This is a genomic window from Modestobacter sp. NPDC049651 (assembly GCF_040659695.1).
Classification (GTDB): Bacteria; Actinomycetota; Actinomycetes; order Mycobacteriales; family Geodermatophilaceae; genus Modestobacter.
The window spans coordinates 387,688-409,558 of sequence record NZ_JBFAOG010000002.1 but is presented as its reverse complement, the minus strand read 5'-3'; the positions used below and the strand labels follow the sequence as shown (position 1 = coordinate 409,558).

The following is a 21,871-nucleotide window of genomic DNA, read 5'->3' as shown; positions in this document are numbered from 1 at the left end:
GGCCACCGCGCCGCACCTCACCCGGAAGGGCGGTACGGCGCGGTGGCGGGGGTCAGCCGCAGACGGCGCCGGTGGCCGCGGAGCTCACCAGCTTGGCGTACTTCGCCAGCACGCCCTTGGTGTAGCGCGGCGGCGGCGGCGTCCAGCCCTCCTTGCGGCGGGCGAGCTCGTCGTCGTCGACCAGCAGGTCCATGGTGCGGGCGGCGAGGTCCAGCCGGATGCGGTCGCCGTCCCGCACGAACGCGATCGGGCCGCCGTCGGTGGCCTCGGGGGCCACGTGGCCGACGCACAGGCCGGTGGTGCCGCCGGAGAACCGGCCGTCGGTGAGCAGCAGGACGTCCTTGCCCAGCCCGGCACCCTTGATGGCACCGGTGACGGCGAGCATCTCGCGCATGCCCGGCCCGCCCTTGGGGCCCTCGTAGCGGATGACCACCACGTCGCCGGCCTCCAGCGTGCCCTCCGTGACGGCGTCCATCGCGCCCTGCTCGCCGTCGAAGACCCGGGCGGTGCCCTCGAAGACGTCGGTGTCGAACCCGGCGCTCTTCACGACCGCGCCCTCGGGGGCCAGCGAGCCGCGCAGGATGGTCAGCCCGCCGGTGCGGTGGATCGGGTCGTTCATCGCGTGGATGATCGTGCCGTCGAGGTCCGGCGGGGCGATGTCGGCCAGGTTCTCGGCCATCGTCTTCCCGGTCACGGTGAGCGTGTCGCCGTGCAGCAGGCCGGCGTCCAGCAGCGCCCGCAGCACGACCGGGACGCCGCCGACCCGGTCGACGTCGGTCATCACGAACCGGCCGAACGGCTTGACGTCGGCCAGGTGCGGCGTGCGGTCGCCGATCCGGTTGAAGTCGTCGAGGGTCAGCTCGACCTCCGCCTCGTGGGCGATGGCCAGCAGGTGCAGCACCGCGTTGGTCGAGCCGCCCAGCGCCATGACGATGGTGATGGCGTTCTCGAACGCCTCCTTGGTCATGATCTGCCGGGCGGTGATCCCGCGGCGGAGCAGCTCCACGACGGCCTCGCCGGACTTCACCGCGTACTCGTCGCGGCGGCGGTCGGGCGCCGGCGGGGCGGCGCTGCCGGGCAGGCTCATGCCCAGCGCCTCGGCGACGCTGGCCATCGTGTTGGCGGTGTACATGCCACCGCAGGAGCCCATGCCCGGGCAGGCGTTCTTCTCGATCGCGGTGAGCTCGTCGCGGGTGATCTTCCCGGCGGCGCACGCGCCGACGCCCTCGAACACGTCGATGAGCGTGAGGTCCTTGTCGCCGAGCTTCCCCGGCAGCGTGGAGCCGGAGTAGAGGAAGACGCTGGCCAGGTCCAGCCGGGCGGCGGCCATGAGCATGCCGGGCAGCGACTTGTCGCAGCCGGCCAGCAGCACCGAGCCGTCCAGCCGCTCGGCGAACATGACCGTCTCGACCGAGTCGGCGATGACCTCGCGGGAGACCAGCGAGGCGCGCATGCCCTCGTGGCCCATGGAGATGCCGTCGGACACCGAGATGGTGCCGAACTCCAGCGGGTAGCCGCCGGCGGCGAACACGCCCTCCTTGGCCCGCTTGGCCAGCCGGTCCAGCGAGAGGTTGCAGGGGGTGATCTCGTTCCAGGACGACGCGACGCCGATCTGCGGCTTGGCGAAGTCGTCGTCGCCGAGGCCCACCGCGCGGAGCATGGCCCGGGCGGGCGCCTTGGCGTCGCCGTCGGTCACGTCCCGGCTGCGCGGCTTGATGTCCACGCCGGGGGCGGCACCGGAGGCGGAGCTGTCGGGTCGGTTCTCGACGGTCGTCACGTCGGGCGATGCTATGCCGCGGTCGCGTCCGGGTCCCGGAACTGGTACGGGCGTCCCATCCAGTGGGAGACCGCGGGACTCTGGGAGGATGGTCGCGTGACCCCGCCGAGCACGCCCGCCCGGTTGCGGATGAACCGCACCTGGCTGCTGCCGGTCTGGGCGTTCGCCGTCTGCCTGCTGCCGCTGTCGGCGGCCACCCCGTGGCTGCTGCTCGTGCTCGTGGTCCCGGCCGTCCTGGCGGCCGGCGTGCTGCGCACCGGCGTGGACGTCGACGACGCCGGGGTGACCGCCCGGTCGCTGGCCGGTACGCGCACCGTGCCCTGGGACCGGGTGGCCGGCCTGCGGGTCGGCCGGCGCTCGGAGTTGTGGCTGGTCACCACCGCCGGCACCGAGCTGCGGCTGCCCTCGCTGCGGGTGCGGGACCTGCCGCTGCTCAGCTCGGTGTCCGGCGGGCGGATCCCCGCTCCCTGACCCCCTCCCCCGCTCAGCCGGACTCCGACGCCGTGGGCACCCCCGGCCGCACCGGCTCGGGAGCAGCGTCGGCCCCGGTGGCCGGCCCGGCCACCGGCGGCAGCCCCGCCCCCGGCGGCGCCGGGCGGCGCCGCAGCCGGCGCAGACCGCCCATCAGCCCACCGCGGAGGAACAGCAGGACGGCGATGATCGCGCCGGCGTAGAGGAAGCGGGCCAGGGTGGCCGCGTCGACCCCGCCGGAGCCGGGCAGCGCCAGGAACGGCAGCTCGCCGCTGTACTGCACCAGCACCAGCGGCAGGGTCACGACGAACACCGCGCCGATGGCCGCGCCGGTGATGGTGCCCAGCCCCCCGAGCACGATCATGATGAGGAAGTCGATCGAGAGCTGGAAGGTGAACACGTCCGGCGCGATCCGGCCGTAGGCCAGCGCCATCAGCGCCCCGCCGATGCCGGCGTAGGCCGACGAGACGACGAACGCGGTGGCCTTGGACCGGGCGACGTGCACGCCCATCGCCGCGGCCGCCGTCTCGCTGTCGCGGACGTTGGCCCACGCGCGGCCGGTGCGGCTGGCCCGCAGGTTGCGGCCGATCCACGCCGCGGCCACCGCGATGACGAGGAAGACGTACCAGAGCCGGTGCAGCCCGGAGAACTGCACGCCGGCCACCGCCAGGTAGTCGGGGTCGTGGTTGCTGAAGCTGAACCCCGGGACGGCGAGCGGCTCGACGCTGCGGCCGTTGAAGCCGCCGGTGAGGTCCTCGGCGTTGAGCATCAGGTGCCGGGCGATGAAGACCAGGCCCAGGGTGGCCAGGCCCAGGTAGATGCCGCGCAGCCGACCCGAGATGGGGCTGAACAGCGCACCGGCCGCCGCGGCGACGAGGCCGGCCAGGACCAGCGCGAGCAGCGGGGGCAGCCCGGCCCCGGCCGCCTCGCCGTCGCTGGGGCCGGCCGCCCACGCGTAGGTGTAGGCGCCGACCGCGGCGAACGCCGCGTGCCCCAGCGACAGCTGACCGGCGGTGCCGACCAGCAGCGTCAGGCCGATCGCCGCGACGATCGCCGCCATCGAGAACAGCCCGGTCTGCAGCCAGAAGTCGTTGAAGAACAGCGGGCAGGCCAGCGCGAGCAGCAGCGCGAGCAGCACCGGGACCCGCCGGACGAGGTCAGACACGGACGGCCTCCTTGCGGCCGAAGAGCCCCTGGGGCCGGATGAGCAGGACGAGGATCATCACCACGTACGGCACGACCTCGCCGAGGCCCCGGCCGAGGAAGTCCAGGTGCGACTCGTAGCCGACCACCATGGCCACCGCGATGCCGATGACCAGGCCGCCGACGATCGCCCCGACCACGGAGTCGAAGCCACCCAGCACCCAGGCCGGGATGGCGGCCAGCGCGGTGAGCGCGACGCTCGGGGCCACCCCGGGCGCGGGGAACGAGGTGAGGAAGATGCCGGCCAGCGCGGCGAGCGCGCCGGCCAGCGCCCAGCCGGTCGCACCGGTGCGGGAGAGCCGGATGCCCATCAGCGAGGCGGTGTCGCCGTCGGCGGCCGCCGCGCGCATGCCCACGCCGGCCCGGGTGCGGGCGAACAGGAACCACAGCAGGGCGAACGCGACCACGGCCACCCCGGCGGCGACGGCGCGGCTGGTGGGCAGGCTGACCGGCCCGATGCTCACCGTGTCCGCGCCCCACGGGGCGTCGATGCTGAGCACCCGGTTGCCGATCCGCCGGGTCAGCTCGGTCAGCACGAGCACCTCGACGGCGAGGGTGAGGATCGCCGCCGTCCCCGGGTCGGGTTCGGCGAGGTGGCGCACCAGCAGGGCGTTGACCAGCACCGCGAGCAGTGCGGCACCGGCCACGCCGACGACGACCGCGGGCCAGAACCCGATCGGGTCCTTGAGCACCGCGACCAGGTAGGCGCCGGTCAGCAGCACCGAGCCGTGGGCGAAGTTCAGCACCCCGGTCGCGGTGAACACGATGACGAAGCCGACGGCGATCAGGCCGAGGATCAGCCCGTAGGAGATGCCGTTGGCCAGCTGCGTGAGGAAGTAGCTCATGCCGCCTCCGTCCCGAGGTAGGCGCGCAGCACCTCGGGGTCCTGCTGGACCTCCTGCGGGGTGCCGTCGGCGATGCGCTTGCCGAAGTCCAGGACCGTGACCCGGTCGGCCAGGCCCATCACGAAGGGCATGTCGTGCTCGACGAGCAGCACCGACAGCCGCAGCTCCTGCTGCACCGCCTTGATCGCGGCGGCCATGTCCACCGACTCCCCGTGGGTCATGCCGGCGACCGGCTCGTCCAGCAGCAGCAGGCTCGGCTCGGCGGTCAGCGCCCGGCCGAGCTCCACGCGCTTGCGGTCGCCGTAGGACAGCGTGTGCACCTCGCGCTGCAGCAGCCGCTCGATGCCCAGCAGCTCCGCCGTCCGGTGCACCACCTCCCGGTGCTCCCGCTCCTCCCGGCGCGCGCGGGGCAGCCGCAGCGCGTCGGACACCGCGCCGGAGCGCATCAGGTGGTGCCGGCCGACGAGCAGGTTCTCCTCGACGGTCTGCTCGAGCGCCAGCGAGATGTTCTGGAAGGTGCGGGCGACGCCGAGCCCGGCCAGCCGGTGCGGCGGGCTCGAGGTGATCTCCACGTCGCCGTACCGGACCGTGCCGCTGGTCGCCCGGTAGGCGCCGCCCAGCACGTTGATGCAGGTCGACTTGCCCGCCCCGTTGGGCCCGATCAGCGCCTGGACGGTGCCGGCCTCCACGGTGAACGAGACGTCGGACAGCGCGGTGATCCCGCCGAAGCGGACGGTCAGCCCGTCGATGGTCAGCTGCCGCGCGGTGCCCCTCCCGGTGCCGGCGCCGCCGGCGACGACCGCGGCGCGCTGGTCGCCGGCGACCGGCGGCGACTCGGCCACGCCGAGGTAGCGGCTGCGGATCTCGTCGGTGGTCGCGAGCTCGTCGGCCGGGCCGGAGGCGGTGACCGCGCCGGTCTCCAGCACGTAGGCGCGGTCGGCGACCCGCAGGCCCATCGCCGCGTTCTGCTCGATGAGCAGCACCGACGTCCCCTGGGCGTGGATCTGGGTGATGATGTCGCCGATCTGCTCGACCAGCTGCGGCGCGAGCCCCAGCGAGGGCTCGTCGAGCAGCAGCAGCTTGGGCGCGGTCATCAGCGCCCGGCCCATGGCGAGCATCTGCTGCTCACCGCCGGACAGCAGGCCGCCGCGCTGGCTGCGGCGGCGGGCGAGCACCGGGAACAGCTCCAGCACCCGGTCGTGCGCCTGCTGGCGGGCCCGGGCGTCGCGGACGGTGTAGCCGCCGGCCTGCAGGTTCTCCTCGACGGTGAGGTCGCGGAAGATGCGCCGCCCCTCGGGCACCTGCACGAGCCCGGCGCGCACGGCCCACGAGGCGTCGCGGCGGGCGAGGTCGTCGCCGTCGAAGCGGATCCGGCCGCCGGTCACCGCGCCGCCGACGCTGGCCAGGGACCGGGACACCGCGCGGAGCAGGGTCGTCTTGCCGGCGCCGTTGCTGCCCAGCACGGCGACGACGGAGCCGGCGTCGACGTGCAGCGAGACGCCGCGCAGCGCCTGGACGGCGCCGCCGTAGCTGACGGCGAGGTCGTCGACCGTCAGGAGGGGATCGGGCACGAGGGCCTCTCTGCGATGGGGTCGGGGGCGGGCGGGCACGGCGGTGCCCCGGCCCGGGCGGGCGCCCGGGCCGGGGCAGCGGGCGTCAGCCGCCGAAGGTGTAGCTCTTCGCGCTGGGGCCCTCGAGGGTGGCCTCCATGCGCAGGCCGCCGGGGGCCTGGGCGTCGGGGCGGAGCAGGTAGATCGACCGCGTCGCCGGCTGGCCCTCCTTGCTGTAGTCCAGCGGCGCCGAGATGATGCCCTTGGTGTCGAGGTCCTTGGTCTTCTTGATCCCGGCCACGATGCCCGCGGGCGTGAGGTCGCCGTCCTTGCAGGCGTTGTCCATCGCGGTCTTCAGCAGCAGCGCCTCGGCCGAGCCGGCCGGGATCTCCCAGCCCTTGGGCTTGTCGGGCGCGGCCGCCTCGTGCAGCGCGGCGGCCTCCTTCACGCCCGGCTCGTCACCGCTGTAGGGCGCGATGCTGGACAGGAAGTAGAAGTTCTTCAGGATCGCCGGGCCGGACGGGCCCTGCAGCAGCGACGGCGCGTAGGTGGGCGAGTTGCCCAGCAGCGGGACGTCGAGCCCCTGGGACACCAGGACGCCGGCGAGCGAGGCCAGCTGCGCGGGCGCCGCACCGAGGATCACCGCCGAGACGCCGGCCTGCTTCAGCGCCGAGGCCTGGGCGGACAGGTCGGTGTCCCGCGGGGTGATCTGCTGGGGAACGATCTCCAGGCCGCGCTGCTTGGCCGCGTACTCGGCGCCGGCCAGCGAGTCCCCGCCGAGGTCGCCCTCGTAGTAGACGACGCCGACCTTGTCGCCCTTCTTCAGGCCCAGCTCGTCGACGAGGTAGTCGATGCCGTTGGCGCTCTCGATGCTGTAGGTCGAGCCGGGGATCTGCGCGTTCGGGTACTTCAGCGCGACGCTCGACCAGCCCATGCCGCCGACGTAGAGGTCGTCCTCCTGGGCCAGCGGCAGCAGGGCCGCGACCACGGGCGAGCCGAGCACCTGCTGCAGCGCCGCGACGTTCGGCGCCATGCTCCGGTACAGCGCGACCGCCCGCTGCGGGTCGTACTGGTGGTCCTGCACCTGCACCTTCACGTCGCGGCCGCAGACCCCGCCGTCCTTGTTGACCTGGTCCCAGTAGGCCTGGATCTGGGTGACGTGCAGCGGCGCGCTCACCGCGAACGGGCCGGAGAGGTCGGTGAGGATGCCGACGTTGATGGTGTCGTCGGTGACGCCGTTGCCGGTGCGGACGTCGTCCGCACCCCCACCGCTGCCGCTGCTCGATTCCGGCGCCTGGGTGCTGCAGGCCGCCAGCAGGGCGGCGCAGCCGGCGACGGCCAGCGCGGTCCTGGTCCGGTGCTTCATGGCGAGCTCCTTGTCGTCGATGACAGAAGGTCCCGAGAGGAGGCGGGAAGGGGTTGTGAGCCTGGTCACGCGCAACGTAGAAGTAGCTGTGACGAGCGTCAAGACTCTGTCCATCGTCGTGGCACATCCGTGACCGCGAGCAGTTCCGGCAGGCGGGAGGAGGCAGCGTGACCGCAGGTCCCGACCTCGAGCAGGCCCCGGCCGGCCACGCCTCCGCCGGGCACCGGCCGCAGGCGCTCCTGCTGTCGTTCCTGGGCGGGCTGGTGGAGGGCCGCGACCTCCCGCCGGTGCCGGCCGCGGTGCTGCTCCGGCTGCTCGGCAGCCTGGGCGTGGCCGAGGCGGCGGCCCGCGCCACGCTGAGCCGGATGTCCCGCAAGGGCCTGCTGGCGCGGACGCCGACCGGCCGGACCGTCGCCTACACGCTGACCCCGGCCGCCGAGACGCTGCTGGCGAAGGCCGGGGCGCGGGTCAACGCCGGGACGCCGTTCGACCACCCCGGCGGGGAGTGGACGCTGCTCAGCTACTCGATGCCGGAGAGCCGCCGGGACCTGCGGCACCAGCTGCGTGCCGCGCTCACCTGGGCCGGGTTCGGCGGGGTGCGCGACGGGCTGTGGATCGCGCCCGGGACGGTGGACGTCGCCGCCGTGTTCGCCGACGCCGGGCTGACCGAGGTGGCCGGCCTGGCCGAGTGGTTCCTGGCCGCACCGCTGCCCGGGGTGGACATGGCGGCGCTGGTGCACCGCGCCTGGCCGGTCGACCGGATCCGCGAGCAGCACGAGGCGTTCATCCGCCGCTGGGCGGCCGGCCCCGGGGAGGCCGACGCGCTCAGCCAGATGACCCTGCTGGGCGCCGACTGGCTGCAGGTGCTGCGGGCCGATCCGGGGCTCCCGGCGGCGCACCTGCCCGCGGACTGGCCGGCGACCCGCAGCACGGCCGCCTACCAGCGCTGCGCGGCCGCCCTGCTGCCCGCCGCCCGGCGCCAGCTCGACGCGGAGCTCGGCTAGGGACGTGCTGGCACGGCCCGCTCGCAGGGGCCCGCCGCGAGCCTGCGAGCGGTGGGGGCGAGGGGGTCCTCCTAGTAGTCGTGGACGACGTTCTGCAGCGGCTCACCGGCGAGCACCCGGCGCAGCTGGTCGGTGACCGCCGCGGTCGCCCGCTCCTGGGTGGCCGGCACCGCGCCGCCCACGTGCGGGGTGATGAGGACGCCCGGCGCCGACCAGAGCGGGTGGCCCTCCGGCAGCGGCTCGGGCTCGGTCACGTCCAGCGCGGCCCGCAGCCGGCCCGACTGCAGCTCGGCCACCAGCGCGTCGGTGTCCACGACCACCCCGCGGGCGGCGTTCACCAGCAGCGCGTCGTCCTTCATCGCGGCCAGGAACGCGGCGTCGACCAGGCCGGTGGTCTCCGGGGTGACCGGCAGGATGAGCACCACCACGTCGGCGTGCGGCAGCAGCGCGGGCAGCTCGTCGGTGCCGTGCACGCCGTCCCGCGCGGTGCGGGCGACCCAGGTGAGCTCGCAGCCGAACCCGCCGAGCATCCGGCCGATGGCCTGCCCGATGTCCCCGGCACCCACCACGAGCACCCGCGCGCCGGCCAGGCTGTGCTCGGTCCGCGGCGACCAGCGGCCGGCGTCCTGCTCGCGGACGAAGTACGGGATGCCCCGCTGCGCCGCCAGCAGCGCGGTCACGGCCCACTCCGCGGTGGCCGGCGTGTGCGCGCCGCGGGCGTTGCACAGCGTCACCCGCTCGGGCAGCTTGCCGACGTACTGCTCGGCGCCGGCGCTGAGCAGCTGCACCAGCCGGAGCTCGGGCAGCGCGTCGAACAGCCCGTCGGCCGGCGGGCCCGCGGGCACCAGCACCTGGGCCCCGGTGGCGTCGCCGGAGGGCAGGCCGGTCTCCCGGTCCAGGCGGTGCGCGCGGACCCGGGGCGACAGCGCCTCGACCGCCGCGGCGATGGCCCGGGAGGGCACCAGCACGGAGAGCGTGTCGTCGGGGCCGAGCGGGAGCACGGGGGCGGGGGTTGCGTCGGGCACGGCTCCCGACCCTAGGGCGCGCGGCCCCCGTACTGTGGTCGGGGTGGGACGTCGGGCCGCGGCACAGCGTCCGCACCGCCGTGCGCGCCGGGCGGCGCTCGCGGCGCTGGTGCCGGTCGCGGCGCTGGTGACCGCGTGCGGGGGCGGCTACTCCCCCGCCGGCCCGTTCCGCGACGTCCCGCAGGGCCAGCCGCCGCAGGTGGCGCCCCCGGCGCCCAGCGCGCCGGCGCCGGTGCCGACCCAGCCGTCGACGCCGGGCTCCGAGCAGGAGCAGGGCGACGACGACCCGAACGTGCTGGCCACCGACCTCGAGGTGCCGACCGGCATCGCGGTGCTCCCCGACGGCACCGCGATCGTCGGCGAGCGCGACACCGGCCGGCTGCTGCAGGTGTTCCCCGACCGCTCCCCGGCCCGGGTGCTCATGACCGTGCCCGGGATCGACACCGCGGGCGACGGCGGCCTGCTCGGGCTGGCCGTCTCGCCCACCTACGTCGAGGACCGGCTGGTCTACGCCTACATCTCCACCGCCACCGACAACCGGGTGGTCCGCTTCCCGGTCGGCGGCACCCCGAACCCGGTGTTCACCGGCATCCCGCGCGGCGAGGTGGGCAACGGCGGCGGGCTGCTGTTCGGCCCCGGCGGCACGCTGTACATCGGCACCGGCGACACCGGCGACGCGGCGCTGGCCGCCGACCCCGCGTCGCTCGCCGGCAAGGTGCTGGCCGTCGACGCGTTCGGCACCCCCGCCGGGCCGTCGCCGGTGTTCACCCGCGGGCACTCCGACGTCACCGGGCTCTGCGTCGGCGCGAGCAACCAGGTGTACGCCAGCGACGCGGTCCGCTCGGGACCCGACGAGCTCGACGCGCTCACCAGCGGCCGCGACTACTCCCCCGGCGGCACCCGCCCGCTCGTCGAGCTGGCCGATGCCGAGGCCGGGCTCGGCGGCTGCGCGGTCGGCGGCCCGTCGGTGTTCCTCGGCGCGCTGGACGGCAAACGGGTCACCGCCGTCGAGCTCGACCCGCAGGGAGCGCCGGACGGCGACCCGACGTCGCTGGTGGCCGACCGCTACGGCCGGCTGCGCAGCGTCGCCGTCGACCAGGCCGGGGCGCTGTGGATCACCACCTCGAACCGCGACGGCATCGGGACGCCCCTCGAGCGCGACGACAAGGTGCTGCGGATCCTGCCCCCGAACGCGGGCTCCGGCTCACCGTTGTGACCGGGCCTCGGCGGCCCGCTTGAGGGAGTCGAGCCAGCCCGCCAGCGAGGCGTCGAGCATCTGCTGCGCCATCTGGGGGTTCGCCGACACCAGGCCGCCGCTGAACGACTCGTTCGTCACCACGTGCGTGCCCGCGGGGGTCTCCTCGAACAGCCATTCGTGGATGCCCGTGATGCCGTTCGCCGTGCCGCCCCACAGCACCCGCGCGCGGTCGGTGAGCGCGTAGACGGTGGAGGTCACCCGGAGCCCGGAGCTGCTCCAGGCGAACGACGTCCCGCGTTCCAGCGGGCCCTCGAGGTGGGCCTCGGTGATGTCGGTCTGCCAGCCGGGCCAGGCGTTGACGTCGGTGTGCAGGCTCCACACGACGTCCAGCGGCGCCGCGACGTCGATCTCGTGGTGCGCCAGCACCGGCGCCTGGTGGTCGATGGACGACGGCTCGCTCATGCGGCACGCTCCCCTGCGCTCGGGTGGTCCGCTCAATCTGGCACGGCCGGCGCTGCAGCGGCGTCCCCGCGGGCACGGGTGAACCGGTGGACGACGTGGTCGCGGGGGTCGACCGGGTTGTCGGGCACCAGCTCGCCGACGGCGTACCGGGTCGCCCCGGCCCGCTCCAGCGCCCGCCAGGACCGCTCGTTGCCCAGCGCCACCGGCACCAGCACGTCCTGCGCGTCCGGGTGGTCGGCGAACCCGCGGGCGACGGCGGCGGCGATCATCGCCGTCCCGAGCCCGCGGCCCCGGGCGCCGGGCTCGCCGACCAGGTAGTCGATGCTCAACGCGCCGTCGGGCACCGGGCACACGGTGGCCAGCTCGGCGGTGTACCCCGGCTCGTCGGCGAAGCGGTACACCTGCACCAGCCCGAACGGCTCGCCGTCCCGCACCCCCAGGTACACCCGGGTCGGGTCGGTGCCGTCGATGCTCGGGCCGAACTGCGCCTCGACCGCCGCCGGCGACGGGTCGTCGTGCCACCACCGGGCCACCAGGGGCTCGGCCAGCCAGCGCGAGACGAGCGGGAGGTCGGCCCGGGTGAGCGGGCGGAGTTCGACCGGCGGCAGCGCCACGGGCCCACGGTAGGGGCCCGCGGCGCCGCCGGGTCAGCTGCCGAGCACGCGCTCCTCGAGCATCCGCTTCACGGTGCCGGCGTCGGCCTTGCCCCGGGTGGTCTTCATGACCGCCCCGACCAGGGCGCCCAGGGCCTGCACCTTGCCGCCGCGGACCTTCTCCACGACGTCGGGCGCCCCGGCGATCGCCGCGTCGACGGCGGCGACCAGCTCGTCGGACTCGCCCAGCACGGCCAGCCCGCGGACCTCGACCACCTTCGCCGGGTCGCCCTCACCGGCCAGCACGCCGTCCAGGACTTGCCGGGCCAGCTTGTCGTTGATCGTGCCGGCGGTGACGAGCCCGGCCAGCTCGGCGACCTGCGCCGGGGTGATGGCGAGCTCGGTCAGCTCGGCGCCCGACTCGTTGGCGCGGCGGGCGAGGTCACCCAGCCACCACTTGCGGGCGTCGGCGGGGGTGGCACCCGCGGCGACGGTCTGCTCGACCAGGCCGAGGGCGCCGGCGTTGGCCAGCCACTGCATCTCGGTGGCCGAGATGCCCCACTCCTCGGTCAGCCGCACCCGGCGGGCGGCGGGCAGCTCGGGCAGCCCGGCGCGCAGCTCCTCCACCCAGTCGGCGTCGGGCGCGAGCGGCACCAGGTCGGGCTCGGGGAAGTACCGGTAGTCGGTCGCCTCCTCCTTGCTGCGACCGGGGGCGGTCGACCCGGTGTCCTCGTGGAAGTGCCGGGTCTCCTGCAGGATCCGCGTGCCCTCGTCGAGGAGGGCGGCCTGCCGGCGCATCTCGTACCGGACGGCGCGCTCCACCGACCGCAGCGAGTTGACGTTCTTGGTCTCGGTGCGGGTGCCCCACTCGAGGCTGCCGACCGGCATCAGCGAGGTGTTGACGTCGCTGCGCAGGTTGCCCTGCTCCATCCGCACCTCGGAGACCCCCAGCGCGAGCAGGATCTCCCGCAGCTCGGTGACGTACGCGCGGGCGACCTCGGGGGCCTTCGCGCCGGTGCCCGGGATGGGCCGGGTGACGATCTCCACCAGCGGGATGCCGGCGCGGTTGTAGTCGACCAGCGAGTGGTCGGCGCCCTGGATGCGCCCGGTCGAGCCACCGACGTGCAGGTTCTTGCCGGTGTCCTCCTCCAGGTGCACCCGCTCGATCTCCACGCGGTAGGTCTCGCCGTCGACCTCGACGTCCAGGTGCCCGGCGGTGCACAGCGGCTCGTCGTACTGGCTGGTCTGGAAGCCCTTGGGGATGTCCGGGTAGAAGTAGTTCTTCCGGGCGAAGCGGCACCAGCTGGCGATCCGGCAGCCCAGCGCGAGGCCGATCCGGATGGTCGCCTCGATCGCGGCGGCGTTGGCCACCGGCAGCGAGCCGGGCAGGCCGAGGCAGACCGGGCAGGTCTGGGTGTTCGGCTCGGCGCCGAAGGTCGTCGAGCAGCCGCAGAACATCTTCGAGGCGGTGCCCAGCTCGACGTGCGTCTCCAGGCCGATGACCGGCTCGTAGCGGGAGACCACGTCGTCGAAGTCGACGAGCCGGTCCCCGGTCGTCATGGTCACTTCTTCTCCTCAGGGGTGGTGCGGCCCGCGGACGGGGCGGCGGGCCGGGTGAACCAGGCGCCCGCGCCGGTCACCAGGCCGAGCACGATGAACGCGGCGAAGTACGGCCGGTCGGTGGTCACCCAGAGCACGGCGCCCAGGACGACGACGAACGCAGCGAGGGCCAGCGTGGCCTTGGTGATGCCGTTCACGCCGTCGCCCGCTTCGGGAGCTCGTCGAGCAGCCGGTGCCCGCGGGCGTTGTCCTGCGCGGCCTCCAGCGCGGCGGCGACCCGGTAGCAGCGGTCGTCGGCGAGCGCCGGCGCCATCACCTGCAGGCCGACCGGCAGCCCGTCGGACAGGCCGACCGGCACCGAGGTGGCCGGCACCCCCGCGAGGCTGGCCGGCAGCGTGCAGAGGTCGGCGGCGTACATCGCGATCGGGTCGTCGACGCGGGCGCCCAGCGGGAACGCCACGCTCGGCGTGGTCGGGCTGACCAGCACGTCGAGGTGCTCGAACGCGGCGGTGAAGTCGCGGGTGATGAGCGTGCGGACCTTCTGCGCCTGCCCGTAGTAGGCGTCGTAGTAGCCCGAGCTCAGCGCGTAGGTGCCGAGGATGATCCGGCGCTTCACCTCGGGGCCGAAGCCGGCCTCCCGGGTCAGCGCCATGACGTCGTCGAGGTCGCGGCTGCCGTCGTCGCCGACCCGCAGACCGAACCGGACGCCGTCGTAGCGGGCCAGGTTGCTCGACGCCTCGCTCGGGGCGATCAGGTAGTACGCCGGCAGCGCCAGGCTGAACGACGGGCAGGAGACCTCGGTGACCTCGGCGCCGAGCTTGGTGAGCAGCTCGACGGCCTCGGTGAACCGGTCGAGCACGCCGCGCTCGTAGCCGTCGGTGTGGCCGTCGCCGCCGAGCTCCCGGACGACGCCGACCTTCACGCCGCGCAGGTCGCCGGACGCGCCGGCCCGGGCGGCGTCGGCCAGCCGCGGCAGCGGGCCGCTGATGCTGGTCGAGTCGCGCGGGTCGTGGCCGCCGATGACCTCGTGCATGATCGCCGAGTCCAGCACCGTGCGGGTCATCGGACCGGCCTGGTCGAGGCTGGAGCTGAACGCGATGAGCCCGTAGCGGGAGACCGAGCCGTAGGTGGGCTTGTGCCCGACCAGGCCGGTGACGGCGGCCGGCTGGCGGATCGAGCCACCGGTGTCGGTGCCGATGGCCCACGGCGCGAGGAAGCCCGCGACCGCGGCCGAGGAGCCACCCGACGATCCGCCGGGGATGCGGTCGAGGTCCCACGGGTTGCGGGTGGGGCCGTAGGCGGAGTTCTCGGTGGAGGACCCCATGGCGAACTCGTCCATGTTGGTCTTGCCGAGCAGCACGGTGCCGGCGTCGGCCAGCCGCGAGGCGATCGTCGCGGTGAACGGCGGCCGCCAGCCCTCGAGGATCTTCGAGCCGCTGGTGGTGGGCACGCCCTCGGTGACCACGAGGTCCTTCAGCGCCACCGGCACACCGGCCAGCGGGCCGAGCTCGGCGCCGGAGGCGCGGGCCTCGTCGACGGCGGCGGCCTGCGCGAGCGCGGCCTCGTCCTCGACGTGCAGGTAGCAGTGCAGGGCGCCGTCCTCGGCCGCGATGCGGTCCAGGTGGGCCCGGGTCACGTCGACGGCGCTGACCTCCCCGGCGGTGAGCAGCCGGGACAGCTCGGCGACGTCCTTGGTGGTCAGGTCGCTCACTCGGTGCCTCCGGCGTGGTTCCGCGTCTCGGTCCGCTCCTCGGTCGCTGGCGCTCCCTGCGATGCTCCCGCGGCTGTCATCACGCCCCCTCCCCCAGGATGCGCGGCACGCGGAACCGGTCGTCCTCGGCGGCGGGCGCGGCGGCCAGCACGGCCTCGCGCGGCAGGCTCGGGACGACCTCGTCGGGGCGCAGGACGTTGGTCAGCGGGACGGCGTGCGACATCGGCGGGACGTCGTCGGTCGCGGCCTCCTGCACACGGGCCACCGAGTTGAGCACCACGTCGAGCTGGCCGGCGAAGAGGTCGAGCTCCTCCTCGGTCACCGCCAGCCGAGCCAGGCGCGCGAGGTGCGCGACGTCCTCCCGGGAGATGCTGCTCATGCTGCCGTGGGACCCCATCCGTCGTCGATCGTCAGTGCGCCTGGAACGGCGGGTCAACTGTACGTGGGCGGCCTCCGGCCGGGCGCCGGCCGGGACGCCGGGCGGGCTTGGCCGGGGGGCAGGTCATGCGGGAAGCTGCCCGGGAACCCGGATCGACGCCGATCGCACGGGACGGTCACCACTCGATCGACACCCCGATCGACAGCTCTGCGGAACCGGGGGGGAACCGTGTCCCATCTCCTGCGCCTGGTCGTGCCCGACCGGCCGGGCATCCTGGGCGCCGTCGCGACGGCGCTCGGCGACGCCGGGATCGACATCGTGTCGGTCGACGTGCTCGAGCGCGGCGGCGGCGTCGCCGTCGACGACATCGTGGTCGACCTGCCCGCCGACCGGGTCGCCGACAGCCTGATCACCGCGGCCACCTCCGTCCCGGGGGTGGAGGTGGAGTCGCTGCGGCCGTTCTCCGGCCCCATGGACACCCACCGCGAGCTGGACCTGCTGGAGGCGCTGGCGCCCGGCGGGGCGACCGCGAAGGTGCTGGCCGCGGAGCTGCCCCGGGTGTTCCGCAGCGGCTGGGCGGCGGTGCTGACCGGTGCGGACGGCGACCTGCGGGTGCTCGCGGCGTCGGACGCCGCGCCCGCGCTGGAGGCGGTGCCGATGCCGTGGCTGCCGCTCACCTCGCCGCGGCTGCTGCCCAGCGACGACGCGTGGGTGCCGGAGCGGTGGCAGGACCTGGCCGTGGAGATGATGGCCGCGCCGCTGGGTGACGACGGCACGGCAGTGCTGCTCGGCCGCTCCGGCGGGCCTGCGTTCCGGCGCTCGGAGCTGCTGCGGCTGGCGCACCTGACCGGCCTGGCCGCGACCGTCGCCCGGCTGCCCGCCGACGGCTGACCCGCCCGGTCAGCCCTCCTCGGCGGGCGCCGTCCCGTCGCCGATGGTGGCGACCGCGCGGGCGGCGTCCGGGCCCTGCTCGAGCAGCACGGTGAAGCCGTCGTCGTCCAGGACCGGGGCCTTGACCTGGACGGCCTTGTCGTACTTGCTGCCCGGGTCGGCACCGACCACGACGAAGCCGGTCTTCTTCGACACCCCGCCGGTGACCTTGCCGCCACGCTCCTGGATGGCGGCGATGGCCTGGTCGCGGCTGAAGTCGCGCAGCGAGCCGGTGACCACGACGGTCACGCCGGTGAGCGGGCCGGGGCCGGCGTCGGTGCCCTCGTCGGCCATCCGCACGCCGGCGGCCCGCCACTTCTCCACCACGTCGCGGTGCCAGTCGACGGCGAACCAGTCGCGCACCGCGGTGGCGATGGTCGGCCCGACGCCCTCGGCCGCGGCGAGCTCCTCCTCCCCCGCCTCCATGAGCCGGTCGATCGAGCGGAACTCGCGGGCCAGCGCCTGGGCGGCGGTGGGGCCGACGTGCCGGATCGACAGCGCGACGAGCACCCGCCACAGCGGGACGTCCTTGCGGGTCTGCAGGTTGGCGAGCAGCTTGCGGCCGTTGGCGGAGAGCTCGCCGTCCTTGCGGGTGAAGAACGGCGCCTCGCGCAGCTTCTCCTCGTCGAGGAAGAACACGTCGCCCTCGTCGGTGAGCAGGTTGCTCTGCAGCAGGGCGATCGCCGCCTCGTAGCCGAGCACCTCGATGTCGAAGGCGCCGCGGCCGGCGACGTGGAAGACCCGCTCCCGCAGCTGGGCGGGGCAGGACCGGGCGTTCGGGCAGCGGATGTCGGCGTCGCCCTCCTTCTCCGGGCGCAGCTCGGTGCCGCACTCGGGGCAGTGCGTGGGGAAGACGAACTCCCGCTCGTCGCCCGTGCGCGCGGCGGTGACCGGGCCGAGCACCTCGGGGATGACGTCGCCGGCCTTGCGGATGACCACGGTGTCGCCGATGAGCACGCCCTTGCGCTTGACCTCGCTGGCGTTGTGCAGGGTGGCCAGGCCCACGGTCGAGCCGGCGACCTTCACCGGCTCCATGTACGCGAACGGGGTGACCCGGCCGGTGCGCCCGACGTTGACCCGGATGTCGAGGAGCTTGGTGGTGGCCTCCTCCGGCGGGTACTTGAAGGCGATCGCCCAGCGCGGGGCGCGGCTGGTGCTGCCGAGCCGGCGCTGCAGCGCGACCTGGTCGACCTTGACGACCACGCCGTCGATCTCGTGCTCGACCGAGTGCCGCTGCTCGCGGTACCGCTCGATGTAGGCCCACACCGCCTCGAGGTCACCGACCACCTCGTAGCGGGCGCTGGTCGGCAGCCCCCACTCCTGCAGCTTCGCGTAGGCCTCCGACTGGGTCGCCGGCTCGAAGCCGCGGCGGGCGCCGATGCCGTGCACGACCATGCTCAGCGGCCGCTTCGCGGTCTCCCGGGCGTCCTTCTGCCGCAGCGAGCCGGCCGCGGCGTTGCGCGGGTTGGCGAAGGGCGCCTTGCCGGACTCGACGAGGGCGGCGTTGAGCTCGGCGAACGCGGCGACCGGGAAGTAGACCTCGCCGCGGACCTCCAGGAACTCGGGGACGTCGCCGTCCTCGTAGCTGCCGGTGAGCTGCTGCGGGACGACGGCCAGGGTGCGGACGTTCGCGGTGACGTCCTCCCCGGTGACGCCGTCCCCGCGGGTGGCGGCGCCGACCAGCCGGCCGCGCTCGTAGACCAGGTCGATGGCCAGGCCGTCGACCTTCAGCTCGCACAGCCAGCTGACCCCGGCGCCGGCGTCGCGGGCCACGCGGTCGGCCCACGAGGACAGCTCGTCGGAGGAGAAGACGTTGTCCAGGCTCTGCATCCGCTCGGGGTGCGTGACCGGGGCGAAGGTGGCGCCGAAGCCGCCGTTGACCTTCTGGCTCGGCGAGTCGGGGGTGACCAGCGCCGGGTGCGCGGCCTCGATCGCCTTGAGCTCGCCCATGAGCTCGTCGTACTGGCCGTCGCTGACCAGCGGCGCGTCCTGCACGTAGTACGCGAAGGCGTACCGGTCCAGCTCCTCGGAGAGGTCGCGGTGCCGGGTGCGGGCGTCGTCGGGGACCTCGGTGAGGTCCTCGCGCTCCACCCCGGCCGCGACCTGCGGCTGGTCGGGTCCGTCGACCGCGTCCAGCTCCACGACGTCGTCCTGCGTGCTCACGGACTGACCGTATCCGCCGGGTACGACGGGAAACGGCGCACCCGGCACCGTCACCGGATCGAGCGGCGACCACGACCGGCGGGGCGGCGGGCTACTCGGGCAGGAGGAACTTCGCCGCCTCGCGGACGTGGCCCATCGCCCGGCGCGCGTAGCCCGGCGTCGCGCCGGCCAGCCCGCACGACGGGGTGAGCGTGACCCGCTCGTGCAGCTCGTCGGCGGCGAACCCGAGCTCGCGCCAGAACGCCTGCACCCGGCTCGCGGTCGCCTTCGGTGCGGGCAGCGCCGCGTCGGTGCCCGGGACGACGCCGAGCAGCAGGTGGGCGCCGTCCTCGACGACGGTGCCGACGGCGTCGAGGTCCTGGACCAGGCCGAGGTCGAACGACAGCGCGGCCGCGCCCGCCGTCCGGAACAGCTCCAGCGGCGCCCGCTGCGCGCAGCAGTGCAGGACGACCGGCTGCCCGATCCGGTCGACCAGCGCGGTGAGCTCCTCCTCCACCGTGCTCGCCTCGACCGCCGGCAGCTTGCCGAACCCGCTGGCGGTGGGCAGCGCACCCCGGAGGACGGCGGGCACCGACGGCTCGTCGAGCTGGACGACGACCCGCGCGCCGGGCACCCGCCCGGTGACCTCCGCGACGTGCCGGCCGATCCCCTCGGCCAGCGACTGGGCCAGGTCGCGGCGCGCACCCGGGTCGATGACCGCCCGGTCGCCGCGGGTCCGCTCCAGCCCCGCGGCCAGCGTCCAGACGCCGGCGGCCTGCACCTTGAAGGGGCCGGTGTAGCGGTCGGCGACGTCGTGGAGCGCGTCGAGGTCGCGGGCCAGCGTCTCCCGGGCCCGGCGCAGGTCGGCGCCGCCGCGGTCGACCAGCCGCCAGCCGGCCGGCGTGAGGTCGACGGCGATGTCGACGAGGAGGGCCGCGGTGCGGCCGATCAGGTCGGCGCCCGCACCCCGGCCCGGCAGTTCGGGCAGGTGCGGGAAGTCGGGCAGCTCACCGGTGACGGTGCGCAGCGCCTCGACCGGGTCGTCGCCGGGCAGCGAGCCGACCCCGGTGGCCGGCCCCCAGGGTGCGGGGGCCGGCTCCGGGGTCAGGTCGTCCGCGGGGTCCGGGAGGACCAGCCCGCGGTCGTCGGGCAGGTCATTCGGGGAGGCCACGCCGCCGACGGTAGCCCGCGGCGGTCAGCACGACGCCGGCCGCCACCAGGACGCCACCGGCGCCGAGCAGCTGCGCCGCCGGGACCCCGGTGTGCGCCAGCCGGTCGCCGTCCCAGCCGCCCGCGACCCGGGCCGCGACGGGTGCTGCGGCAGGCGCGGGGCCGGCGACCGGGACGACGCCCTGCACCGGGGCCGCGGCGTCCGGCTGGCCGGCGCCACCACCGGTCTGGTCGCCACCGCCGGTCTGGCCACCACCGCCGGAGCCGCCGGCGGACGGGTTGCAGGTGCCGGTGCCCGAGCCGTCGTCGTCCCAGCTGTTGGCCGGGTCGAGGGAGACGGCCCGGTCCAGCGCCGGCGGGCTCACCGGGGAGTGGGCCCGGACGTAGTCGTCGAACGCGTCGACGTCGTTGGCGCCGGTGACCACCGCGGCGCCGCTGGGCCGCCCGCTGACGAAGGCGGCGAAGCTGTCGCCGCCGGCGATCAGGAACGAGTTGGCGGCGACCCGGTAGGTCGCGGCGAGGTCGAGCGGCTGACCGCCGATGCGCACCGACGCCGGGTCGACCCGGTCACCGACCGCACGGCGGGCGTCGAACTCGTAGGTCAGCCCGGCCACCGACAGGTGCAGCATCGCGTTCGAGCCGCTGCGGGTGGCCCACTGCTGCTCGAGCACCTGCTCGATGCCCGCCCCGGTGAGGTCGACGGTGTTCACGGTGTTGCTGAACGGCTGCACCGCGAAGGTCTCCGCGAAGGTGACGTTGCCGTCCGGGTCGGCCGGCCCGCTGGAGGCGCAGTTGATGTCCGCGCGGAGCCCGCCGGGGTTCATGAAGGCGACGTCGACGTCGTCGCCGCCGAGGCTCGGGACGCTCCGGGCGTAGGCCAGCTGCGCGTCGGCGACCAGGTTGCCCAGACCCGACTCGGCGTCGCGGACCGCCGTCCCACCGCGGTAGGCCCGGTCGAGGTCGGCGGTCTGCGAGCCGACGCCGACGCTGCCCTCCTCGGCCGCGCGACCGTCCCAGTAGTCGACGACCGCCTGCACGGCGGGGTCGGGCGCGGTCCGCAGCACCGGCACGTTGGTCGCCGTGGACAGCGCCCGGTCGACGTCGCCGTCCGCCCCGAGGGTGAGCCGGACGTCGGTGAGCGCCTTGCCGTAGAAGCCGGCCTGGGTGACCAGCCGCGGCTGGCCGGCCGGGTCGGGGAGCGTGCAGTCGTAGGGCACGTGCGTGTGCGCGCTGACGATCGCGTCGACCTCCGCGTCGATGGCGGCGTTGATCGCCAGGATCGGCGAGTCCGGCGCCAGCCCGCAGGAGGTGAGGCCGTTGCCGGCCTCCTGCGTGCCGCCCTCGTGGATCATCACCACGATCGCCTCGGCGCCGGCCGCCTCCACCGCGGGCACGTAGCGGTTGACCGCCGCCGCCTCGTCGCCGAAGGTCAGGCCGGCGACGCCGTCCGGGCTGACGATGTTCGGGGTGTCGTCGGTGACGACGCCGATCAGGCCGATCCTGTTGCCCGCGGCGTCGGTGACCACCTCGTAGGGCGGCAGCACCGGCTCGCCGGACGCGGTGTCGACGACGTTGGCCGCCAGGTACGGGAAGTCCGCGCCGGCGAAGGGGTGACCGGTGCTGTCGGTGAAGCAGCCGTCGTCCTCCGCGGTGACGCCCTGGCACGCCGTCACGGCGCCGCCGTGGGCGGCCTCGTACGCGTCGGTGGCGCCCGAGATCCGCTTCAGCTCGTCGATGCCGCGGTCGAACTCGTGGTTGCCGACCGAGGAGAAGTCCAGGCCGAGGGCGTTGAGCACCTCGATGGTCGGCTCGTCCTTGAACACGCTGGAGTTGAACGGCGAGGCGCTCACCAGGTCGCCCGCGCCGACGAAGAACGAGCTCTCCGCCGGGCCGCCGAAGTCCGTGCGCAGCCCGGCCAGCGTGGTGGCGATGTTCGCGGCACCGCCGACGGTCTGGCTCACGTCGTCGGCGGTGCCGTAGGCGCCGTCGGGACCGGGATCGGTGATCAGCGTGCCGTCACCGCCGCTCTGCGGGCTGATCCGGCCGTGGAAGTCGTTCATGGTGACCAGCTGGACGACGTCGCCTGCCGCCGCCGCGGCGACCGGCGCCTCGGCGGCCGCGGGCTCGGCGACCTCGGGCGCGGGCTCGGCGGCGGCCGCCGGTGCACCGTCGGTCGCGGGCGCCGGTGCGGACTCGGCAGCCGGGACGTCAGCGGCCGGGGCCTCTGCAGCCGGGCCGTCCGCGGCCGGCTGGTCCGCCGGCACCGCCCCGGCGTCCGGCTGCGCGACCGCGGGCGCCGGCGCGGCGTCGTCGGCCAGTGCGGCGGTGGGCAGCCCCAGGACGGCGGACGACGCCACCACCAGTGCTGCGAGTGACAGGCGCGTTCGGCGCACGGGGCCTCCAGGGACGGCGTCGGCGGGTCGGACCGCTCCCGAGGGGAACCGGTCCGTCACGGCACGCTAACGCTTCCCTGGGCGATGCCCAA

The 21,871-nt window shown here is 75.0% G+C and carries 19 protein-coding genes and 2 pseudogenes; 4 read left to right on the top strand and 17 right to left on the bottom strand.

Going from position 1 to position 21,871, the window contains the following annotated elements; genetic code table 11:
• Positions 1-52: 52 nt before the first annotated feature.
• Positions 53-1,777, bottom strand: a complete 1,725-nt coding sequence (gene ilvD, locus AB0J00_RS05270) for a dihydroxy-acid dehydratase (RefSeq protein ID WP_357741168.1) — start codon at positions 1,775-1,777, stop codon at positions 53-55.
• A gap of 96 nt (positions 1,778-1,873) precedes the next feature.
• On the opposite strand from ilvD, the gene AB0J00_RS05265 reads away from it, so the two are divergent.
• Positions 1,874-2,248, top strand: coding sequence for a PH domain-containing protein (locus AB0J00_RS05265; RefSeq protein ID WP_357741165.1), 375 nt, complete (start codon positions 1,874-1,876; stop codon positions 2,246-2,248).
• Positions 2,249-2,261: 13 nt separating this feature from the next.
• Here AB0J00_RS05265 and AB0J00_RS05260 read toward each other — a convergent pair whose 3' ends face one another.
• From AB0J00_RS05260 to AB0J00_RS05235, 6 genes and pseudogenes are all read right to left on the bottom strand, one after another.
• A complete protein-coding gene (locus AB0J00_RS05260) occupies positions 2,262-3,413 on the bottom strand; it encodes a branched-chain amino acid ABC transporter permease (RefSeq protein ID WP_357741162.1) in 1,152 nt (383 codons plus the stop codon).
• Positions 3,406-4,296 carry a branched-chain amino acid ABC transporter permease gene (locus AB0J00_RS05255; protein ID WP_357741159.1) on the bottom strand — a complete coding sequence of 297 codons (891 nt, stop codon included), beginning with the start codon at positions 4,294-4,296 and terminating at the stop codon, positions 3,406-3,408. The genes AB0J00_RS05260 and AB0J00_RS05255 overlap by 8 nt, the downstream gene beginning before the upstream one ends.
• The gene (locus AB0J00_RS05250) at positions 4,293-4,415 is read right to left on the bottom strand and encodes a hypothetical protein (RefSeq protein WP_357741372.1); all 123 of its coding nucleotides are present in this window, start codon (positions 4,413-4,415) and stop codon (positions 4,293-4,295) included. Before AB0J00_RS05250 ends, AB0J00_RS05255 begins: the two co-directional genes overlap by 4 nt.
• Positions 4,416-4,532: 117 nt before the next feature.
• Positions 4,533-4,994, bottom strand: a pseudogene (locus AB0J00_RS05245) (ATP-binding cassette domain-containing protein); the annotation flags it as partial.
• A gap of 144 nt (positions 4,995-5,138) precedes the next feature.
• A pseudogene (locus tag AB0J00_RS05240) lies at positions 5,139-5,867 on the bottom strand (ABC transporter ATP-binding protein); the annotation flags it as partial.
• A gap of 85 nt (positions 5,868-5,952) precedes the next feature.
• Complete coding sequence (locus tag AB0J00_RS05235) at positions 5,953-7,212, bottom strand: ABC transporter substrate-binding protein (RefSeq protein ID WP_357741156.1); 1,260 nt, start codon at positions 7,210-7,212, stop codon at positions 5,953-5,955.
• A gap of 167 nt (positions 7,213-7,379) precedes the next feature.
• On the opposite strand from AB0J00_RS05235, the gene AB0J00_RS05230 reads away from it, so the two are divergent.
• Positions 7,380-8,216, top strand: coding sequence for a PaaX family transcriptional regulator C-terminal domain-containing protein (locus AB0J00_RS05230; RefSeq protein WP_357741153.1), 837 nt, complete (start codon positions 7,380-7,382; stop codon positions 8,214-8,216).
• Between the two features lie 71 nt (positions 8,217-8,287).
• Here the strand turns inward: AB0J00_RS05230 and AB0J00_RS05225 are convergent, their stop codons facing one another.
• On the bottom strand, positions 8,288-9,241 hold the full coding sequence (locus AB0J00_RS05225) for a 2-hydroxyacid dehydrogenase (protein WP_357741150.1): 954 nt from the start codon (positions 9,239-9,241) through the stop codon (positions 8,288-8,290).
• Between the two features lie 43 nt (positions 9,242-9,284).
• On the opposite strand from AB0J00_RS05225, the gene AB0J00_RS05220 reads away from it, so the two are divergent.
• A complete protein-coding gene (locus AB0J00_RS05220) occupies positions 9,285-10,457 on the top strand; it encodes a PQQ-dependent sugar dehydrogenase (RefSeq protein ID WP_357741148.1) in 1,173 nt (390 codons plus the stop codon).
• On the opposite strand, the gene AB0J00_RS05215 is transcribed toward AB0J00_RS05220, so the two are convergent.
• The 6 genes from AB0J00_RS05215 to gatC form a co-directional block, all read right to left on the bottom strand.
• Complete coding sequence (locus AB0J00_RS05215; protein WP_357741145.1) at positions 10,446-10,901, bottom strand: SRPBCC family protein; 456 nt, start codon at positions 10,899-10,901, stop codon at positions 10,446-10,448. The genes AB0J00_RS05220 and AB0J00_RS05215 overlap by 12 nt on opposite strands.
• A 32-nt stretch (positions 10,902-10,933) precedes the next feature.
• Entirely contained in the window at positions 10,934-11,515 is a 582-nt protein-coding gene (locus tag AB0J00_RS05210; RefSeq protein ID WP_357741142.1) for a GNAT family N-acetyltransferase, read from the bottom strand.
• Between the two features lie 33 nt (positions 11,516-11,548).
• Positions 11,549-13,054, bottom strand: a complete 1,506-nt coding sequence (gatB, locus tag AB0J00_RS05205) for an Asp-tRNA(Asn)/Glu-tRNA(Gln) amidotransferase subunit GatB (protein ID WP_357741139.1) — start codon at positions 13,052-13,054, stop codon at positions 11,549-11,551.
• A gap of 2 nt (positions 13,055-13,056) precedes the next feature.
• Positions 13,057-13,251 (bottom strand): hypothetical protein, encoded by a 195-nt coding sequence (locus AB0J00_RS05200; protein WP_357741136.1) that lies wholly within the window; start codon positions 13,249-13,251, stop codon positions 13,057-13,059.
• A complete protein-coding gene (gatA, locus tag AB0J00_RS05195) occupies positions 13,248-14,765 on the bottom strand; it encodes an Asp-tRNA(Asn)/Glu-tRNA(Gln) amidotransferase subunit GatA (protein ID WP_357741134.1) in 1,518 nt (505 codons plus the stop codon). The genes AB0J00_RS05200 and gatA overlap by 4 nt, the downstream gene beginning before the upstream one ends.
• Positions 14,766-14,844: 79 nt before the next feature.
• Positions 14,845-15,144 carry an Asp-tRNA(Asn)/Glu-tRNA(Gln) amidotransferase subunit GatC gene (gatC, locus tag AB0J00_RS05190; protein WP_357741131.1) on the bottom strand — a complete coding sequence of 100 codons (300 nt, stop codon included), beginning with the start codon at positions 15,142-15,144 and terminating at the stop codon, positions 14,845-14,847.
• A gap of 228 nt (positions 15,145-15,372) precedes the next feature.
• Between gatC and AB0J00_RS05185 the strand changes: the two genes are divergently transcribed.
• A complete protein-coding gene (locus AB0J00_RS05185) occupies positions 15,373-16,035 on the top strand; it encodes an ACT domain-containing protein (RefSeq protein WP_357741128.1) in 663 nt (220 codons plus the stop codon).
• Between the two features lie 9 nt (positions 16,036-16,044).
• Here the strand turns inward: AB0J00_RS05185 and ligA are convergent, their stop codons facing one another.
• From ligA to AB0J00_RS05170, 3 genes are all read right to left on the bottom strand, one after another.
• Positions 16,045-18,237, bottom strand: a complete 2,193-nt coding sequence (gene ligA / locus AB0J00_RS05180) for an NAD-dependent DNA ligase LigA (RefSeq protein WP_357741125.1) — start codon at positions 18,235-18,237, stop codon at positions 16,045-16,047.
• Positions 18,238-18,328: 91 nt separating this feature from the next.
• A complete protein-coding gene (locus tag AB0J00_RS05175; RefSeq protein ID WP_357741123.1) occupies positions 18,329-19,387 on the bottom strand; it encodes a methionine synthase in 1,059 nt (352 codons plus the stop codon).
• Positions 19,371-21,779 (bottom strand): bifunctional metallophosphatase/5'-nucleotidase, encoded by a 2,409-nt coding sequence (locus AB0J00_RS05170; RefSeq protein WP_357741120.1) that lies wholly within the window; start codon positions 21,777-21,779, stop codon positions 19,371-19,373. The genes AB0J00_RS05175 and AB0J00_RS05170 overlap by 17 nt, the downstream gene beginning before the upstream one ends.
• Between the last annotated feature and the right edge of the window lie 92 nt (positions 21,780-21,871).

Excerpts from the sequence above, each read along its gene's own strand:
- AB0J00_RS05255 (WP_357741159.1), bottom strand. The coding sequence starts at position 4,296 with ATGAGCTACTTCCTCACGCAGCTGGCCAACGGCATCTCCTACGGGCTG.
- AB0J00_RS05250 (WP_357741372.1), bottom strand. The coding sequence starts at position 4,415 with ATGGGCCTGGCCGACCGGGTCACGGTCCTGGACTTCGGCAAGCGCATC.
- gatC (WP_357741131.1), bottom strand. The coding sequence starts at position 15,144 with ATGAGCAGCATCTCCCGGGAGGACGTCGCGCACCTCGCGCGCCTGGCT.
- AB0J00_RS05235 (WP_357741156.1), bottom strand. The coding sequence starts at position 7,212 with ATGAAGCACCGGACCAGGACCGCGCTGGCCGTCGCCGGCTGCGCCGCC.
- gatB (WP_357741139.1), bottom strand. The coding sequence starts at position 13,054 with ATGACGACCGGGGACCGGCTCGTCGACTTCGACGACGTGGTCTCCCGC.
- AB0J00_RS05215 (WP_357741145.1), bottom strand. The coding sequence starts at position 10,901 with ATGAGCGAGCCGTCGTCCATCGACCACCAGGCGCCGGTGCTGGCGCAC.